17 protein-coding genes are annotated in these 16,315 nt (G+C 70.9%); 5 read left to right on the top strand and 12 right to left on the bottom strand.

Translation table 11 applies throughout. The features are described 5' to 3' along the window. The first annotated feature begins 24 nt into the window (after positions 1 to 24). On the top strand, positions 25 to 1,287 hold the full coding sequence (locus tag ACZ64A_RS25395) for a PTS transporter subunit EIIC (protein WP_469813369.1): 1,263 nt from the start codon (positions 25 to 27) through the stop codon (positions 1,285 to 1,287). Positions 1,288 to 1,414: 127 nt separating this feature from the next. On the opposite strand, the gene ACZ64A_RS25390 is transcribed toward ACZ64A_RS25395, so the two are convergent. Continuing rightward, on the bottom strand, positions 1,415 to 2,167 hold the full coding sequence (locus tag ACZ64A_RS25390; RefSeq protein WP_469813367.1) for an MBL fold metallo-hydrolase: 753 nt from the start codon (positions 2,165 to 2,167) through the stop codon (positions 1,415 to 1,417). 236 nt (positions 2,168 to 2,403) lie between these two features. Here ACZ64A_RS25390 and ACZ64A_RS25385 point away from each other — a divergent pair, with 236 nt between their 5' ends. Further along, positions 2,404 to 2,847: a type II toxin-antitoxin system PemK/MazF family toxin gene (locus tag ACZ64A_RS25385; RefSeq protein WP_469813365.1), complete on the top strand. Its 444-nt coding sequence runs from the start codon at positions 2,404 to 2,406 to the stop codon at positions 2,845 to 2,847. Positions 2,848 to 2,878: 31 nt separating this feature from the next. On the opposite strand, the gene ACZ64A_RS25380 is transcribed toward ACZ64A_RS25385, so the two are convergent. The 7 genes from ACZ64A_RS25380 to clpS form a co-directional block, all read right to left on the bottom strand. After that, positions 2,879 to 3,829: a PLP-dependent cysteine synthase family protein gene (locus ACZ64A_RS25380; protein WP_361622547.1), complete on the bottom strand. Its 951-nt coding sequence runs from the start codon at positions 3,827 to 3,829 to the stop codon at positions 2,879 to 2,881. 6 nt (positions 3,830 to 3,835) lie between these two features. Then, positions 3,836 to 4,114 carry a MoaD/ThiS family protein gene (locus ACZ64A_RS25375; protein WP_469813364.1) on the bottom strand — a complete coding sequence of 93 codons (279 nt, stop codon included), beginning with the start codon at positions 4,112 to 4,114 and terminating at the stop codon, positions 3,836 to 3,838. A 121-nt stretch (positions 4,115 to 4,235) separates the two neighbouring features. Next, positions 4,236 to 4,331, bottom strand: coding sequence for a putative leader peptide (locus ACZ64A_RS25370; protein WP_019065921.1), 96 nt, complete (start codon positions 4,329 to 4,331; stop codon positions 4,236 to 4,238). A gap of 115 nt (positions 4,332 to 4,446) precedes the next feature. Continuing rightward, positions 4,447 to 4,869: a M67 family metallopeptidase gene (locus tag ACZ64A_RS25365; protein WP_469813362.1), complete on the bottom strand. Its 423-nt coding sequence runs from the start codon at positions 4,867 to 4,869 to the stop codon at positions 4,447 to 4,449. Between the two features lie 133 nt (positions 4,870 to 5,002). Then, positions 5,003 to 6,427, bottom strand: coding sequence for an amino acid permease (locus ACZ64A_RS25360; RefSeq protein WP_469813361.1), 1,425 nt, complete (start codon positions 6,425 to 6,427; stop codon positions 5,003 to 5,005). A gap of 344 nt (positions 6,428 to 6,771) precedes the next feature. Continuing rightward, positions 6,772 to 7,377, bottom strand: coding sequence for a DUF2017 domain-containing protein (locus ACZ64A_RS25355; protein WP_469813359.1), 606 nt, complete (start codon positions 7,375 to 7,377; stop codon positions 6,772 to 6,774). Positions 7,378 to 7,389: 12 nt separating this feature from the next. After that, complete coding sequence (gene clpS / locus ACZ64A_RS25350) at positions 7,390 to 7,707, bottom strand: ATP-dependent Clp protease adapter ClpS (protein WP_366834278.1); 318 nt, start codon at positions 7,705 to 7,707, stop codon at positions 7,390 to 7,392. 120 nt (positions 7,708 to 7,827) lie between these two features. Between clpS and ACZ64A_RS25345 the strand changes: the two genes are divergently transcribed. Together ACZ64A_RS25345 and ACZ64A_RS25340 are read left to right on the top strand one after the other, a co-directional pair. Beyond that, positions 7,828 to 9,156: a nicotinate phosphoribosyltransferase gene (locus ACZ64A_RS25345; protein ID WP_469813357.1), complete on the top strand. Its 1,329-nt coding sequence runs from the start codon at positions 7,828 to 7,830 to the stop codon at positions 9,154 to 9,156. 137 nt (positions 9,157 to 9,293) lie between these two features. After that, positions 9,294 to 9,887: an isochorismatase family protein gene (locus ACZ64A_RS25340; RefSeq protein ID WP_469813356.1), complete on the top strand. Its 594-nt coding sequence runs from the start codon at positions 9,294 to 9,296 to the stop codon at positions 9,885 to 9,887. A gap of 38 nt (positions 9,888 to 9,925) precedes the next feature. On the opposite strand, the gene ACZ64A_RS25335 is transcribed toward ACZ64A_RS25340, so the two are convergent. Together ACZ64A_RS25335 and ACZ64A_RS25330 are read right to left on the bottom strand one after the other, a co-directional pair. After that, a complete protein-coding gene (locus ACZ64A_RS25335; protein WP_469813355.1) occupies positions 9,926 to 10,267 on the bottom strand; it encodes a hypothetical protein in 342 nt (113 codons plus the stop codon). Positions 10,268 to 10,412: 145 nt separating this feature from the next. Continuing rightward, a complete protein-coding gene (locus tag ACZ64A_RS25330) occupies positions 10,413 to 12,764 on the bottom strand; it encodes an immune inhibitor A domain-containing protein (protein ID WP_469813353.1) in 2,352 nt (783 codons plus the stop codon). A gap of 343 nt (positions 12,765 to 13,107) precedes the next feature. On the opposite strand from ACZ64A_RS25330, the gene ACZ64A_RS25325 reads away from it, so the two are divergent. Beyond that, complete coding sequence (locus ACZ64A_RS25325; RefSeq protein ID WP_469813351.1) at positions 13,108 to 13,350, top strand: hypothetical protein; 243 nt, start codon at positions 13,108 to 13,110, stop codon at positions 13,348 to 13,350. A gap of 18 nt (positions 13,351 to 13,368) precedes the next feature. Here the strand turns inward: ACZ64A_RS25325 and ACZ64A_RS25320 are convergent, their stop codons facing one another. Both ACZ64A_RS25320 and ACZ64A_RS25315 read right to left on the bottom strand, forming a co-directional pair. After that, positions 13,369 to 14,079 (bottom strand): RDD family protein, encoded by a 711-nt coding sequence (locus ACZ64A_RS25320; protein ID WP_469813350.1) that lies wholly within the window; start codon positions 14,077 to 14,079, stop codon positions 13,369 to 13,371. An 87-nt stretch (positions 14,080 to 14,166) separates the two neighbouring features. Continuing rightward, complete coding sequence (locus ACZ64A_RS25315; protein WP_469813348.1) at positions 14,167 to 16,194, bottom strand: RDD family protein; 2,028 nt, start codon at positions 16,192 to 16,194, stop codon at positions 14,167 to 14,169. Positions 16,195 to 16,315 lie beyond the last annotated feature (121 nt).

Raw genomic sequence — 16,315 nt, 5'->3', positions numbered from 1 at the left:
CGCCTTGCCCAATGGAGGAAGTTGATGACCACGGCGAGCGCGGCACCCGCCGCACAGAAGAAGGGCGCCGGGCCGATGGCGGTCCTGCAGCGCATCGGCCGCAGCCTGATGCTGCCGGTCGCTGTGCTCCCCGCGGCGGCCCTGCTGGTCCGCCTCGGCAACCCGGACATGCTGGGACGGGCGTCGTTCCCCACGTTCGTCACCAAGATCGCCGGCTTCATGGCGGCGGGCGGCAACGCGATCCTGGACAACATGGCGCTGCTGTTCGCGGTGGGCATCGCGATCGGCTTCGCCAAGAAGTCGGACGGCTCGACGGCCCTCGCGGCGGTCACCGGCTACCTGGTCTTCAAGAACGTGCTGGGCACGTTCACCGACAAGAACCTGCCCAAGGTGGCGACGGCGGTCGACGGCAAGGTCGTCATGGTCGACGCGCCGGTGGACGCCAAGGTCCTGGGCGGCGTGGTCATGGGCATCGTCGTGGCGCTGATCTACCAGCGCTTCTACCGCACCAAGCTGCCCGACTGGGCGGGCTTCTTCGGCGGCCGCCGTCTGGTGCCGATCCTGTCGGCGTTCGCGGGCCTGGTCCTCGGCATCGTCTTCGGTTACATCTGGCCGGTCCTCGGCACGGGTCTGCACAACTTCGGTGAGTGGCTGGTGGGGTCGGGTGCCGTCGGCGCCGGCATCTTCGGTGTCGCCAACCGGGCGCTGATCCCGATCGGCATGCACCACCTGCTGAACTCCTTCCCCTGGTTCCAGGCCGGTGAGTACCACGGCAAGAGCGGTGACATCGGGCGCTTCCTGGCCGGCGACCCGCACGCGGGCCAGTTCATGACGGGCTTCTTCCCGATCATGATGTTCGCGCTCCCGGCCGCCTGTCTGGCGATCGTGCACTGTGCCCGCCCCGAGCGGCGCAAGGTCGTCGGCGGCATGATGTTCTCCCTCGCGCTGACCTCGTTCGTCACGGGTGTCACGGAGCCGATCGAGTTCACGTTCATGTTCATCGCGCCGGTGCTGTACGCCATCCACGCGGTCCTCACCGGTGTGTCCATGGCGCTGACCTGGGCGCTCGGCATGAGGGACGGCTTCGGCTTCTCGGCGGGCGCGGTCGACTTCGGGCTGAACCTGGGCATCGCCAGCAACCCGTGGGGCCTGGCCCTGGTCGGCCTGTGCTTCGCGGCGGTCTACTACGTGGTCTTCCGCTTCGCGATCACCAAGTGGAACCTGCCGACCCCGGGCCGGGAGTCGGACGAGGAACTGGCGGAGCTGCAGAAGGCCGAGGCCAAGTAGCCTCCCCGCACCCGAAGGCCCCCCGGAGCACTGGGCGCTCCGGGGGGCCTTTTCCGTGCCCGCGCAACGGCCCGGGCAGGTGCCCCGACAGGTGCCCGGGATCGTTTCTGCTGTGCCGGGCGCGGGGTCAGATCTCGTACGACTTCCTCGGGGCCGCCAGGTCCACCGGGCCGGAGTACACCGCGCGGGCGTCGGTGAGGTTGGCCTGGGGGTCGGTCCACGGGGGGATGTGGGTGAGGACCAGGCGGCGGGCCCCGGCGCGGGCGGCGGTCTCGCCGGCCTCGCGGCCGTTGAGGTGCAGGTCGGGGATGGACTCCTTGCCGTGCGTGAACGCGGCCTCGCACAGGAACAGGTCGGCGTCCCGGGCGAGTTCGTCCAGGGCGGGGGTGACGCCGGTGTCCCCGGAGTACGTCAGGACCTTCCCGCGGTGCTCGATGCGGATGCCGTAGGCCTCGACCGGGTGGGCCACGCGTTCGGTGTGCACGGTGAAGGGGCCGAGCTCGAAGGTGGACGCCTTGACCGTGTGGAAGTCGAAGACCTCGCTCATGGACGAGGCCGACGGGGTGTCGGCGTACGCCGTGGTCAGGCGGTGCTCGGTGCCTTCGGGGCCGTAGACCGGCAGGGGCTCGCAGCGGCCGCCGTCGTGGCGGTAGTAGCGCGCGACGAAGTACCCGAGCATGTCGATGCAGTGATCGGCGTGCAGATGGCTGAGGAAGATCGCGTCGAGGTCGTAGAGACCGCAGTGGCGCTGCAGCTCGCCCAGGGCGCCGTTGCCCATGTCGAGGAGCAACCGGAAGCCGTCGGCCTCGACGAGGTAGCTCGAGCAGGCCGAATCCGCGGACGGGAACGACCCCGAGCAGCCGACGACGGTGAGCTTCATGAAGCAGAAACCTCCGCTGGCGGGGAACCGGAAGAAAGGGGGCGACGGGGGTCGTGCGGTGCGTCGAGCGTAAGGCGCAAAAGTCCCGGTCGCTCCTCCGCCAAGGGCTGTTGTGGGCGAACTCACCTGCGCTGTCACCGGTTCGGATGGAACTTGCCGGTTCCGGGCGCGTCCGGGCGGCCGATCGCTGTGACCGCAAGGGCGCGCTGTGTGAGGTACGCCGGTAACGTCGTCGTATGGACACGTCCTGGTGGCTCGCGCTCGCGGCGGTGCTGCTGCTGGCTCTCGTCGCCGTGCTGGTGGACGGCTGGGGCCGGGGGCGGCGCGGGGCGCGGCGTGCGCGGTCGGCGGCGCGGGCCGCGGCGGCGCTGCGGCCGCGGCCGGCGGAGATCTGGTGGGCCCAGGTGCCGTACGAGGACGGGCCGGAGAGCAAGGACCGGCCGTGTCTGGTGCTGTCGGTGCGCCGCCGGCGGGTGCGGGTGGCGAAGATCAGCACGAAGTACCACGACGAGCGGTCGGGGGTGATCCCGCTGCCGCCTGGTTCGGTCGGGGACGCGCAGGGCCGGGCGAGTTTCCTGCAGACGGACGAGTTGCGGGAGGTGCCGGTGGGCGACTTCCGCCGCCGGGTGGGCGTGGTGGACCCGGTCCTGTGGGACCAGGTCCGTCACCTGGCGGGTTAGCGCCCGAGCGGGGCCTGCCGGATCCGGCGCCTCAGGCCCAGAGCTGGCCTTGCAGTGTCTCGATCGCTTCCTCGGTCGTCGCCGCCGTGTACACGCCGGTGGACAGGTACTTCCAGCCGCCGTCGGCGACGACGAAGACGATGTCGGCGGACTCGCCCGCCTTCAGGGCCTTCTTTCCGACGCCGATCGCCGCGTGCAGGGCGGCGCCGGTGGAGACGCCCGCGAAGATGCCCTCCTGCTGGAGGAGTTCCCGGGTGCGGGTGACCGCGTCGGCGGAGCCGACGGAGAAGCGGGTGGTGAGGACGGAGGCGTCGTACAGCTCGGGGACGAAGCCCTCGTCGAGGTTGCGCAGGCCGTAGACCAGGTCGTCGTAGCGCGGCTCGGCGGCGACGATCTTCACGTCCGGCTTGTGTTCGCGCAGGTAGCGGCCGACGCCCATGAGCGTGCCGGTGGTGCCGAGTCCGGCCACGAAGTGGGTGACGGAGGGCAGGTCGGCGAGGATCTCCGGGCCGGTCGTCGCGTAGTGCGCGCCGGCGTTGTCGGGGTTGCCGTACTGGTAGAGCATCACCCAGTCGGGGTGCTCGGCGGCCAGCTCCTTGGCGACGCGTACGGCGGTGTTGGAGCCGCCCGCGGCCGGGGAGGAGATGATCTGCGCGCCCCACATGCCGAGCAGGTCACGGCGTTCCTGCGAGGTGTTCTCGGGCATCACGCAGACCATGCGGTAGCCCTTGAGCTTGGCGGCCATGGCGAGGGAGATGCCGGTGTTGCCGCTGGTGGGTTCGAGGATCGTGCAGCCGGGCGTGAGGCGGCCGTCCTTCTCCGCCTGCTCGATCATGTGCAGCGCCGGGCGGTCCTTGACGGAGCCGGTGGGGTTGCGGTCCTCCAGCTTCGCCCAGATGCGCACGTCCTCGGACGGCGACAGCCGCGGCAGGCGCACCAGGGGGGTGTTGCCGACCGCGGCGAGCGGGGAGTCGTAGCGCATCGCGGGTCAGGCCATACCGCCGGCCACGGCCGGCAGGATCGTGACGTTGTCGCCGTCGGTGAGCTTGGTGTCGATGCCGTCGAGGAAGCGGACGTCCTCGTCGTTGAGGTAGACGTTGACGAAGCGGCGCAGCTGCTCGCCGTCCACGATGCGGGCCTGGATGCCCGCGTGCCGGGTCTCGAGGTCGGCGAACAGTTCGGCGAGGGTGTCGCCCTTGCCCTGCACCGCCTTCTGGCCGTCGGTGTAGGTGCGGAGGATGGTCGGGATGCGGACCTCGATGGCCATGGCTCAGGGCTCCTGTCGGAAGGTGTCGTCGGTTCGGTCAGGCGCGCGCACCCGGGGGTGCCCCCGGGATTTCGGCACTGCGGGAGCGCCGCGGCCACGGTCGGACGGCGGCAGCGGAAGATCAACAGATGGCGCTGTTCAGCCTGCACAGGTCGACGTGCAGCCGCGCCACGAGCAGCGTGCCCGGCGCTTTGTCGCTCACGTCGAGAAGAACCATGGGCTCATCGTATCGATTCCCGTGCCCGGACCCGGAGTGTGATTCCGCATGCCGGACCGAATTCGTCCGGTGAGTGAGACGCGAGGGTGGGACGCGAGGGTGGGACGCGGCCTGTTCAGTAGGACTCCACGATCCTGACCTCCTCCTCCGTGACCTCGCCGTCCACGATCCGGAAGGAGCGGAACTGGAACTCGCCGAGGCCGTCGGTGTCGGCGGTGGAGACGAGGACGTAGTGGGCGCCGGGTTCGTTGGCGTAGGAGATGTCGGTGCGCGAGGGGTGGGCCTCGGTGGCGGTGTGGGAGTGGTAGATGACCACCGGCTCCTCGTCGCGGTCGTCCATCTCGCGGTAGAGCTTGAGCAGGTCGCCCGAGTCGAACTCGTAGAAGGTGGGCGACATGGCCGCGTTCAGCATGGGGATGAAGCGCTCGGGGCGGTCCGTGCCCGCCGGGCCCGCGATGACGCCGCACGCCTCGTCGGGGTGGTCCTTGCGGGCGTGGGCGACGATCTGGTCGTGGAGGGCCTGGGTGATGGTCAGCATGGGGCTCAGGATAAGCAGAAGGGCCGTTTCGTACCGAGGGTTGGTACGAAACGGCCCATATGCCGGACGTCCTGAGCGGCGGCCGCAGCGGGGCGCCACGAGAGCTCCTTGCGGCGGGACGTCCCGGGGTGGCTCAGCCGACCCGGTCCAGCTCCGGTTCGCGGCGCTGGGTGACCTCCGGGTTGCGCGCCTTGAGCACGGCCCAGCCGATGCCGAGGGCGACGGCCCAGCCGGCCATGACGTACAGGCAGATGCGCGACTCGCTGTCGTAGGCGATCAGGCCGGTGACGAAGAGGAGGAACACGATGGCGACATAGGAGCACTTCGCGCCGCCCGGGGCGGGGAAGGCGGAGGCGGGCAGCCGGCCGGCGACCACCGCGCGGCGGTACAGCACGTGGCTGACCAGGATCATCAGCCAGGTCCAGATGCCGGCCGCGGTGGCGACGGAGGTGACGTAGCCGAAGGCCTTCTCCGGGACGATGTAGTTCAGCACCACGCCGATGGCCATGAAGCCGACGGAGACGGTGATGCCGAACGCCGGCGTCTTGGTGGAGGACAGCTTCTGGAAGGCGCGGGGCGCCTCGCCGTTGTCGGCCAGGGTGCGCAGCATGCGGCCCGTGGAGTACATGCCGGAGTTGCACGACGACAGGGCCGCGGTGAGCACGACGAAGTTGACGATGCCCGCGCCGGCCGGGATGCCGATCTCCGCGAACGCCTTCACGAACGGGCTGACGCCGGCGGCGAACTCGGTCCACTTCACCACGCACAGGATGACGGTGAGGGCGCCGACGTAGAACAGGGCGATGCGCCAGGGCAGGGTGTTGATCGCCTTGGGGAGGGTCTTCTCCGGGTCCTCGGACTCGCCGGCGGTGACGCCGACCAGCTCGACGGCGAGGTAGGCGAACATCACGCCCTGCAGGGTCATCAGGGAGGAGCCGATGCCCTTGGGGAAGAAGCCGTCGAAGGCCCACAGGTTGGAGACGGCGGCGGTGTCACCGGCGGAGGAGAAGCCGAAGGTGAGCACGCCCAGGCCGATCACGATCATGCCGATGAGGGCGGTGACCTTGACCATCGAGAACCAGAACTCCAGCTCACCGAAGAGCTTCACGGAGATCAGGTTCACGCCGAACAGGATCACCAGGAAGACCAGTGCGGTGACCCACTGCGGGACGGCCGGGAACCAGTAGTTCACGTAGATCGCCGCGGCCGTCAGCTCGGCCATGCCGGTGACGACCCACATCAGCCAGTACGTCCAGCCGGTGAAGTAGCCGAAGAACGGGCCGAGGAATTCACGCGAGTACTCGGCGAACGAGCCCGAGACCGGACGGTAGAGCAGGAGCTCGCCGAGCGCCCGCATGATGAAGAAGATGATGACGCCCGCGAGGGCGTACATCAGGATGAGGCTGGGGCCCGCCTTGGCGATGTTCGCCCCGGCCCCCAGGAACAGACCCACGCCGACGGCTCCGCCGATCGCGATCATCTGGACCTGCCGGCTGCCGAGCCCGCGCTCGTACCCCTCCTCGGGGGTGGTCCCCTTGTCGACCTGCGCAGAGGTCATGTGTGGTGCGCCTTTCTCCATGCCGATCCGGGCCTTGAGTCGGCCTCGGATCGGGTCTCGATCCCCCCGGATGAAATGGAGCTGAGCGGGCTTCACGTGCGCCTGCTCGTGCCTGGCCGGCGGTTGCCGGCTCGGTGGCGCACCCGGCTGAACATGGGTGGTGTTCGCCGGGCGGTCGTGAAGATTTATCACGGCCGCAACAGAGATCACAGGTACGCCCTGTGACGCATCACACAGGGAGAACCGGACAAAGGCCACCCGAAACGGACGAACGGGGGCGGCGATTTCATACGATCGTTATCCGGATTTGAGCGTCCTCTGAGCGAACACTCTCCGGGGACGGATCAGGGCATAAGGGTCGTGACGAGCGTCTCCTGGAGACCGCCGAGCCACAGGTACGCCATCACCATCGGCTTGCGCGGGTCGTCGTCGGGCAGCCGGTAGAGCAGATCCGTGTCGTCCTCGTCGGTGATCTCCAGGCGGGAGCCGATCGCCAGGCGCAGATCGTTCAGCGCGCCCAGCCACCGCCGGGACTCCTCCGGGGAGAGCTTGAGCACCGCGCCGCCGTCGCCCGCGGAGTTCAGGGCGTCCAGCGAGCGGATCACCGCGAGGGCGTTCTCGCGCTTGCCGGCCCGCAGGTCGTTCTCGGTGTAGCGGCGGAACTCCGCGGAGTGCGCCGCGCGCTCCTCCGCCTCCCGCGAGCTCGCCGGCTGCTCCTCGGGGTCGGTGTAGGCGTCGGGGAACAGACGCTTGAGGACCGGGTCGGAGGGCGGTTCGCTCGGGCCCTCGGCGAACAGCTCGGCCAGCGGGTCGGCCGGGGCGTCCGCGGCGGGGCCCGGGCCGATCAGCTCCAGGAGCTGGACCGCGAGGGAGCGGATGATGGAGATCTCGACGTCGTCGAGTGCGACGGCCGCGCCGCCGCCGGGGAGCGGTTCGAAGGTTCCTGGCATGGAGGAGGTTCGCTACTTCCGGTCCTGCTGAAGGGTGGCCCACAGACCGTAGCCGTGCATGGCCTGCACGTCGCGTTCCATCTCCTCGCGGCTCCCGCTGGAGACGACCGCCCTGCCCTTGTGGTGGACGTCGAGCATGAGCTTGGTGGCCTTGTCCTTGGAGTACCCGAAGTACGTCTGGAAGACGTAGGTCACATAGCTCATGAGGTTGACGGGGTCGTTGTGGACGATCGTCACCCAGGGAACGTCTGGCTCGGGTACGGCGGACACCTCTTCCGCCGACTCGGTCTTCTCGATCTCGATGGGTGCGGCTGCCGTCACACTGCCCATGCTGCCACCTGCGGGGGGTACTCGCACAAACCGCCCCCCGGTGGTGCGTGATTCGGGGCGGGTGCAGATCACACGCGACCAAAATCGTCAGAGTGACGAGATGGGGGTAGCATCCTCCCCATGAACACAGCGGACCTTGGGCTGCCGGTGGACGTTCCCTCGACGGCGCTCTTCACCGACCACTACGAGCTGACGATGCTGCAGGCCGCCCTGAAGGCCGGCACGGCCGGGCGGCGCAGCGTGTTCGAGGTCTTCACCCGGCGGCTGCCGGACGGCCGGCGCTACGGCGTCGTCGCCGGCACCGGACGCGTCCTGGACGCGGTGGAGAACTTCCGCTTCGACGCCGATGTGCTCGGCTTCCTGCGGGAACGCGCGATCGTCGACGACGGGACGCTGGACTGGCTCGCCGGTTACCGCTTCACCGGGGACATCTGGGGCTATCCCGAGGGCGAGGTGTACTTCCCGGGCTCGCCGATCCTGCGGGTGGAGGGCTCCTTCGCCGAGTGCGTGCTGCTGGAGACGGTGATCCTCTCCATCCTCAACCACGACTCCGCGATCGCGGCGGCCGCGTCCCGGATGTCGTCGGCGGCGGGCGACCGGCCGCTGATCGAGATGGGCGCCCGGCGCACCCACGAGCTGTCCGCGGTGGCCGCGGCCCGCGCCGCGTACGTCGGCGGGTTCACCTCCACCTCCGACCTGGCGGCCGGCTTCCGCTACAACATCCCCACCGTCGGCACCTCCGCGCACGCCTTCACCCTGCTGCATGACCGGGAGCGGGACGCCTTCCAGGCCCAGGTCGACTCCATGGGCCGGGGCACCACGCTGCTGGTGGACACCTACGACGTCGCCGAGGCCGTACGGACCGCGGTGGAGATCGCCGGACCCGAGCTGGGCGCGGTGCGCATCGACTCCGGCGACCTGCTGCTGGTCGCACACCGGGTGCGGCAGCAGCTGGACGAGCTGGGCGCGACGAACACGAAGATCATCGTGACCTCGGACCTCGACGAGTACGCCATCGCCTCGCTGGCGGCGGCGCCGGTGGACGCGTACGGCGTGGGCACGCAGCTGGTGACCGGCTCCGGGCACCCGACGTCCTCCATGGTCTACAAGCTGGTCGCCCGGGCCGAGACCGCGGACCCGCGCTCGCCGCTGAAGGCGGTGGCGAAGAAGTCCTCCGGCGGCAAGACGTCCGTGGGGGGCCGCAAGTGGGCCGCGCGCCGGCTCGACGCCTACGGCGTGGCCGAGGCCGAGGTCGTGGGCACCGGGACGGTGCCGACCGAGCTGGCGGACCGGCAGCTGCTGGTCGAGCTGGTGAAGGGGGGCGAGGTCGTGGGACGCGAGCCGCTGGATGTCGCCCGGGACCGGCACGCGGCGGCACGCGCCGGTCTGCCGTTGTCCGCGACGCAGCTTTCCCGCGGGGAGCCGGTGCTGCCGACGGAGTACATGTAGGACGGCTGTCGTCGTCCGGGGGGCGCAGGCCGCCCCCCGGCGGGCGGCGCGGGCAGTCCGTGACTGCCCGCAGTCAGGCAGGGGTAGACAGCCCCTGTCGCAGGAACCCGAAGAGCCCATAGCCGAAGGACCCAGCCATGCGTCGCGCCTTGATCGTCGTCGATGTGCAGAACGACTTCTGCGAAGGAGGCAGCCTCGCGGTGGCCGGGGGTGCCGACGTCGCCGCCGCCATCACCGAGCTGATCGGGCAGGCGCCCGCCGGCTACCGGCACGTGGTGGCCACCCGGGACCACCACATCGCGCCCGGCGGCCACTTCGCGGACGAGCCCGACTACGTCCGCTCCTGGCCGGCGCACTGCGTCGCCGGCACCGAGGGCGTCGGCTTCCACCCGAACTTCGCGCCCGCCGTCGCCTCCGGCGCGATCGACGCCGTCTTCGACAAGGGCGCCTACACGGCCGCGTACAGCGGCTTCGAGGGCGCCGACGAGAACGGCACGCAGCTCGCCGACTGGCTGCGGGCCCGGGAGATCGACGAGGTCGACGTCGTCGGGATAGCCACCGACCACTGTGTACGGGCCACCGCGCTGGACGCGGCCCGGGAAGGCTTCCGCACCCAGGTCCTGCTCGACCTGACCGCCGGAGTGGCCCAGGACACCACCGACCGCGCACTCGAGGAGCTGCGCGAAGCAGGCGTGGAACTCACCGGCAAGCCGGTGGTGGCCCACGGCTGAGCCGGCCCGCCACGCCGGGGCGATCCGGACTCCGGACCTCAGGTCTGGGGCGTGGGGCGGCGCAGGAGGGAGCGGATCGGGTGCCACAGCTCAGTGGCCAGGTCGGGTGCGTTGACACCGTGGTCCGGGGCGGTGCGCCACACCAGGCCGTCGGGGTGGTGCAGCACGGCCGTGATCTCGTCCGGGGTCGGTGGGGCCGCGTTGCCGCGTAGGTAGACCGCCCGCAGTCCCAGGTTGCGCAGCCGGGTCAGGGCGCGCGCCCGGTTCTGGGCGTGGACGAGGACCCGCACGCCGGCGGGGCCGTCGCCGGCGGGGCTGGGCAGGTTCAGCGCCACCACCACCGTGCCGTTCGGCAGCTTGCAGAAACCTCCTGCGGCCATCTGGTCACATCCCCGTTCCGGTCGGCTGCGGCGCCGGTATCGACGCCGGTGTCAATAAGACAGTCACAGCACGCACCTAAACACGATCGGCGGCAACCCGCCAGGGGGTTGCCGCCGATAAGCGTTTGACCTGCGGAAATGGAGACTACTTCACCGCGGGGCCGACCAGGAGGTTGATCGTGGAGCCGTCCTTGGCCTCCTTGACGATCTGGATCCGGGTGTTGGTGTCAGTGACCTTGACCCCGGACGCCGGGTTCGAGGCGTCCCAGTAGGTGTTCGCGTGGTCGTTGAAGACCGACACGCCCGAGGACGGCCAGATCTTCGTCGCGACGTCCGCCTTGTGCAGCGTGATGCCGTCCGTCGGGTACAGGCTGAAGGGCGCGTCGTAGGACTGGATGCGGCCGCGCATCAGCGTGCCGTCCTTCCAGCGCAGCGCCTCCGGGTGGGAGTCGATCGGCAGGATCAGACCGGCGCCGGGGTGGGTGCCGGTGTTGTTGTCCGCCTGCGAGGTGTCCCACTTCCAGATCAGCAGACCGTTCTGGTACGGGTAGTGCTCCACCCAGTCCGGACGCGTCGTGGAGAAGCCGAAGTTGTACGGACCGGTCTTCAGCGTCTTGTCGTACGACACGTACTGCCGGTTCTCGGCGATGTAGTACTGCGCGTAGTCCTTGGTGAAGGACGCGCCGATGCGGGAGAAGCCGGCCGCCGTCCACGCGGGGTCCGCGCTCTCGGCGTTGTCGGAGAACAGGGTGGCGCCGTCGGCGGTCACCGCGATCTCGTCGGCCGCGAAGCCCTTGAGGGCGACGCCGCCGTCCGTCTGGTAGCGGAAGCGCAGGTCGATCTTCTTGCCCGCGTAGGCGTCCAGCGAGTACGCCAGCTTCTTGTAGCCGTCGACCGAACCGGTCAGGGCCGGCTTGTCGCTGCCGTCGCGCGGGATCGGCTGACCGTTCACCGTGCCGTCGAGGGCGGTCCAGTTGGCGCCGCCGTCGGTGGAGACCTCGGTGTAGAGGTAGTCGTAGTTCGCCTCGATGTCGTACCAGCCGTCGAGGGTGAGGGCGGCCGACTTCTTGCCGGTGAGGTCCACGCTGCGGGTCAGCGTGTTCTTCAGGTCGTCGCCGCTGCCGCTCCACCACTGGGCGCTGCCCTGGGCGGGCTGGACGACCGTGGTGGTGACCGCCTTGTCGGGCAGGTTCACCACGAGCGCCTGCTTGTTCCAGGTGTTGTACTCGGCGACGCCCAGCTTGTGGCTGGACTGCTTGCCGGCCTTGGCGGTGTCGTAGTTGAGCCAGCCCAGCTGGAGCTTGTCCCAGGCGTTCATGTCACCGGGCAGGTCGCCGATGGCGTCCTTGCCGCGGCCGAGCCAGGAACCGGAGGACATCAGCGTCCAGAAGCCGGTGGAGTTCTCGCCGCCCGCGGTGTCGTACTCGTCGGGCAGCCCGAGGTCGTGGCCGTACTCGTGCGCGTAGACGCCGAGGCCGCCGTTCTCCGGCTGGATGGTGTAGTCGCCGACCCAGAGGCCGGTGTTGCCGATCTGCGCGCCGCCCAGCTTGTTGCTCGCGGGGCCGGTGGCGCCGGCGTCGGTGCCGAAGGCGTACCAGCGGTGGGCCCAGATCGCGTCCTTGCCCTGCGCGCCGCCGCCCGCGGACTCGTCCTCGCCGGCGTGGACGATCTGGAAGTGGTCGATGTAGCCGTCGGGCTCGTTGAAGTTGCCGTCGCCGTCGTAGTCGTAGCGGTCCCACTGGTCGAACTGGGCGACGTCCGCCTTGATCTGGGCGTCGGTGCGGCCGGCCGCCTTCTGCTGCGCGACCCAGGCGTTCAGGCCGTCGCTGACGACGTTCCACACGCTCGGGCAGTTGGTGGAGCCGCAGGCGTTGTTGCCGTAGCGGGCCTCGTTGTAGGGCACCTTGACCCAGTCGGCGACCTCGCCGTCGACCGAGTAGCGGCCCGAGGACTGCTTCTCGTAGTACTTCTTCACCGACTCGACGTTGTTGCCGGTGCCGAAGTAGAGGTCCTGGAAGTGCTGGCGGTTGTAGTCCGCCTGCCAGGCCGTGGAGTTGTCCTTGGTGCGGTCGGGCGCCGCGATCGTGTTGTGCAGCGGGCCGGGCGTGCCACCGAACTTGGGGTCCGTCTGGTCGCCGAACTCCACCAGGATGGTGAAGATCTTGTCGGTCTTCTCGCGGCCCAGCTCGACGTACTTGCTGTCGCCCTTCTTGCCCTTGAGCTGAACGACCTTGGAGCCGTTCTTGTCCTTCACCTGGGCCTTGCCCGATATGACCTGGTCGAGCGCCTCCCGGCGCTGCGCTTCCTGGGTCTTGCTCAGCGGGCCGTCCAGGTCGTGCTTCTGCTGCTTCACCGGCGCCGGGTCGTGCCGGTCCACGTTCGCGGCACGGGCGGTCGTGGCCGCCTCGGCCACCGCGAAGGTGGTGAAACCGGCGGAGGCCGCCGCGAGCGCGACGCCGATCGCCGCCGCTCTGTACGTCCAGGATCTACTGGTCACTTGAGTTCCTCCCCCGCGTGAGCGCACGCGGAAGGGGGCCCTGGTCATGGCGGGGGACCGCGCGCGGTGATCAACGCGTGTAATCAAGTGACGACATTTGACTAGAGGTTTGAGAGAAAAGACAGACCTTGACTTGAACAAGTCAAGTGCACTATGCGGAGATGGGGTTCGCTTTACGGACACCGGGCGCTCGTCCTGTCGTCGCTCCGACACGCTTCGACGGTGACTCGGTGCGCCCCCCGTGCACCGGCACTGTTGGTCAGGTCACGCTTACCGTTCGTTCCCCTCGGGCATGCACGCGAATAGAGTCGAGCACATCCCCGCTTCCGAGGACACGATTGCCATGCCTCGTCCGACCGTCGCACAGCTCGTCTACGGTTCGACCACCGTGATCTTCTCGACGCTCGCCATGCTGCTGCTGTCGCAGACGAGTTCGGGACCGGCGATCGCGGTCATAGCCGTTGCGGCCCTCGCGCTCGGGTTGCTGGTCGCGGTGACCGTTCCGGCTCCCACGCCCTCCCGGGCGGCACCGGCGTCCGGTGCCGCCGAGGAGGCGGTGCCGCAGCCGACGGCGTCGGTGCGCTGAGCCTGCCCTGACGGGGCGTCAGCGGGTGGTGACGACGACCGTCTTGGCCGCTTTGTCGTGCAGGCCCTGTTTGTAGGGCTTGTCGAAGAAGCTCCAGCCTCCGCAGATCACCGTCCAGATGCAGGCGCAGCAGAAGGCGAACGGGACCCACAGCACCGCGGCCCGGATCAGCGACGTCTGCACGGAGGGGTTCTGGCCGTTGTCCAGGACCGCGACCCGCATGTTCAGCCACTTCTTGCCGAGCGTCTGGCCCGACCTGGTGATCATGAAGGTGTCGTAGGCGATGTAGAGGACGGCGGCGACGAAGGACTCCCCGATCGACTTGCTGACCTCGATCTTGGTGTCGTTCATCGTGTACTCGTTGACGCCGAAGCCCCAGGAGAGCAGCCAGACGACGATCCCGACGAGGATCATGTCGATGATCCTCGCCAGCGTGCGCTTGCCGCTGTCGGCGAGCGGCGGCATACCGGCCAGGGGATCGCCGGGGTAGCCGCCCCCGCCGGAGCCGTAGGGCGGAGGCGGTGCCTGACCACCGCCGTAGGGCGCGTCGTACGGCGAGCCCTGGCCCGGGCCGGACGGGGGCGGGTTGTCGTACGGCGAGCCCTGCCCCGGGCCGGACGGGGGCGGGCTGTCGTACGGCGAGCCCTGCCCCGGGCCGGGTGGGGGCTGCTTCCGGAACGGGTCGTCGTCGGGCGGCGGGCCGGAGCCGTGGGGCGGTTCGCTGCTCATGGCCCGAGTGGACCCCGAAGCCCCACGCCGTGCACCCGGCGGGCGGCCGGACGGAGTAGCGGGCCCGGGACGCCGGGTGACGTTCCCTCAGCCGGCGACGAAGGTGTGCGCCGCCTTGTCGTGCCAGCACTGGTGCCACGGGCGGTCGAACAGGCACCACAGGACACCCACCACCCCTACGGCGAGCAGGCCGGGGATGCTGTAGACCAGCCAGCGGCGCAGCGCGGCGCCGAACGCCGGGGGCTCGTGCGCCTCGATGTCCCGCACCTCCAGGCCGAGCAGTTTCTTGCCGAGCGTGCGGCCCCAGCGGGCGGTCGGCAGCGCCTCGTACAGGACGCCGGCCACGAGCAGGACCGCGAGCACGATGCCGAGGTAGACGCCGGTCGTGCCGTCGACCAGCCAGACGGTGACCTCGCGGCCGGACAGCCTGGCCGCGTCGATCTTCTCGTCGATGTGGTCGGCGGCCTTCGTCCCGAGGGGTACGGCGGCCGCGGAGACGAGGGCGCCGAGCACCAGCGTGTCGATCAGCCGGGCGGCCAGCCGCTTGCCCAGCCCCGCGGGGCGCGCGGACGCCTGGCGCCGGGCGGCGGCCTGGAAGACGTCCTCGACGGGCGGCTTCCAGGGTGCGACCGGCTGCTCGCCGTCCCCGGCCCCGGCCAGGTGGTGGACCTGCTGCGCCCAGGAGGCCTGCCCGCCTCCGGGCCCGGTGGTGACCGGCGTGGCGAGCGGGGCGGGGGCACCCGCGGCGGCGGGCTGCTGGGCCGGGACCGGCTGGTGGCCGGGGGTGGGCTGGTGGCCGGGGGTGGGCTGGGGTGCGGCTCCCTGGTGGGGGATGCCCGGGGCGGTGGCGGTGGAAGTGGGCGCGGCCGGGGCGGGGGTGGAGCGCTGGGGGCCGGACGGCGGGGTGGCTGTGACTCCCGCGGCGGCGCCCGGCGTCTGCGTCCCGCCGGCGCGGTCGCCTGCACCGCCGGTGCCGGGCGCACCGAAGCCCGCCGCGCGGGCGGCACTCCGGGGGGCCTGCGCTGCCGCGCCGGGGCCGGCCTGCGGAGGCTGGGCCGCCGGGGCGGAGGGCGTCCCGCCCTTGGGGGCGACCGCCCGGAACGTGATCGTGCCCTCGTCGGACTCGCGGCCCGCGCGGGGCCGGGCACCGCCGCCGGAGGAGGAGGCGGCGGCGGGCGGGGCGCCCTGGCCTGCGCCCGCCGCACCGGTCGGCCGCCGGAAGACGAACGTGCCGTCGGAGGGCACATCACCCGAGCCCGAACCGGAACCCGAAGCTGCGGCCGAGCCCGACGTGCCTGCGGAGCCGGGCACGGCGGCCGAGCCGGAGTCGGGGGCGCCTGCCGAGCCGGGGGTGCCCGCCGCGAGGGGGATACCTGCCGAGCCCGGGGTGCCTGCCGCACCTGGCGCCCCGGCCGCACCCGGCGTACCGGCGGGACCCGGCACACCAACTGGTCCCGGTGTCGGGCGGCCGTCGCCCGGGAGGCGGGGGTCGGTGCCCGGTGCCGCGCCCCACGAGACGCGCCGGTCCTGCTCGCCGCCGAAGCCGGACTGCCGGGACCGGTCGGCACCCCACGAGGACGCCGGCTCCGGCCAGGTCTGCCCGGCACCGGCCTGCACCACACCACCACCGCCGCCGGCCTGGGCCGGGCCCGGCCCTGCGCCCGGGGCGGCACCGCCCGCCACGGGCCCCTGCGGACCGCCGTGCCCGGCGCCTCCCGCCACGGGTCCCTGCACCGGGCCGCCCTGCTGAGCACCGCCGGTGCCGCCCGGCATCGGGCCGCCCTGCTGAACACCGCCCGCGCCGCCCGGCATCGGGCTGCCCGGTGCGCCGCCCGGCGTCGGGCCGTCCGGTGTCGCCGTGCCGGCGTTCCCGGCAGCGGGTGCCGGCTGCGGGTCCTCGTCGAAGAAGTGCGGGCCGGTCTCCTCGACCGTGGGGACCGCCGGGCGGGCGCCCGGCGGAGGGGTGAGCAGTTCGCCGTCCGTCGGCGCCGGACGGCTGGTGCCCGGTACCCAGGCGGCACCGTTCCAGTACCGGACGTATCCGGGGATGGACGGGTCCGGGTAATAGCCTTCGCGGGGCCGGTCGTCGCCGGGGGCCGGGGTTGGGGCGCTCATGTCCGTCGTCCCGTATCTGTCGAGGGGGTCGTATGGCGGCCTCCACATCTATCAGACGAGGACCGGCGCCACTGCCTCTCCCGCCGTACCCACCCCTTTCCGGGCAACGCCGTACCCCTTC

The sequence above is a fragment of the Streptomyces sp. NPDC104814 genome, assembly GCF_055583185.1.
The sequence above is the reverse complement of the archived record's forward strand: the minus strand, read 5'-3'. Positions and strand labels throughout refer to the sequence as shown.

Excerpts from the sequence above, each read along its gene's own strand:
- ACZ64A_RS25395 (WP_469813369.1), top strand. The coding sequence starts at position 25 with ATGACCACGGCGAGCGCGGCACCCGCCGCACAGAAGAAGGGCGCCGGG.
- ACZ64A_RS25390 (WP_469813367.1), bottom strand. The coding sequence starts at position 2,167 with ATGAAGCTCACCGTCGTCGGCTGCTCGGGGTCGTTCCCGTCCGCGGAT.
- ACZ64A_RS25385 (WP_469813365.1), top strand. The coding sequence starts at position 2,404 with ATGGACACGTCCTGGTGGCTCGCGCTCGCGGCGGTGCTGCTGCTGGCT.
- ACZ64A_RS25380 (WP_361622547.1), bottom strand. The coding sequence starts at position 3,829 with ATGCGCTACGACTCCCCGCTCGCCGCGGTCGGCAACACCCCCCTGGTG.
- ACZ64A_RS25375 (WP_469813364.1), bottom strand. The coding sequence starts at position 4,114 with ATGGCCATCGAGGTCCGCATCCCGACCATCCTCCGCACCTACACCGAC.
- ACZ64A_RS25370 (WP_019065921.1), bottom strand. The coding sequence starts at position 4,331 with ATGGTTCTTCTCGACGTGAGCGACAAAGCGCCGGGCACGCTGCTCGTG.
- ACZ64A_RS25365 (WP_469813362.1), bottom strand. The coding sequence starts at position 4,869 with ATGCTGACCATCACCCAGGCCCTCCACGACCAGATCGTCGCCCACGCC.
- ACZ64A_RS25360 (WP_469813361.1), bottom strand. The coding sequence starts at position 6,427 with ATGACCTCTGCGCAGGTCGACAAGGGGACCACCCCCGAGGAGGGGTAC.
- ACZ64A_RS25355 (WP_469813359.1), bottom strand. The coding sequence starts at position 7,377 with ATGCCAGGAACCTTCGAACCGCTCCCCGGCGGCGGCGCGGCCGTCGCA.
- clpS (WP_366834278.1), bottom strand. The coding sequence starts at position 7,707 with ATGGGCAGTGTGACGGCAGCCGCACCCATCGAGATCGAGAAGACCGAG.
- ACZ64A_RS25345 (WP_469813357.1), top strand. The coding sequence starts at position 7,828 with ATGAACACAGCGGACCTTGGGCTGCCGGTGGACGTTCCCTCGACGGCG.
- ACZ64A_RS25340 (WP_469813356.1), top strand. The coding sequence starts at position 9,294 with ATGCGTCGCGCCTTGATCGTCGTCGATGTGCAGAACGACTTCTGCGAA.
- ACZ64A_RS25335 (WP_469813355.1), bottom strand. The coding sequence starts at position 10,267 with ATGGCCGCAGGAGGTTTCTGCAAGCTGCCGAACGGCACGGTGGTGGTG.
- ACZ64A_RS25325 (WP_469813351.1), top strand. The coding sequence starts at position 13,108 with ATGCCTCGTCCGACCGTCGCACAGCTCGTCTACGGTTCGACCACCGTG.
- ACZ64A_RS25320 (WP_469813350.1), bottom strand. The coding sequence starts at position 14,079 with ATGAGCAGCGAACCGCCCCACGGCTCCGGCCCGCCGCCCGACGACGAC.
- ACZ64A_RS25315 (WP_469813348.1), bottom strand. The coding sequence starts at position 16,194 with ATGAGCGCCCCAACCCCGGCCCCCGGCGACGACCGGCCCCGCGAAGGC.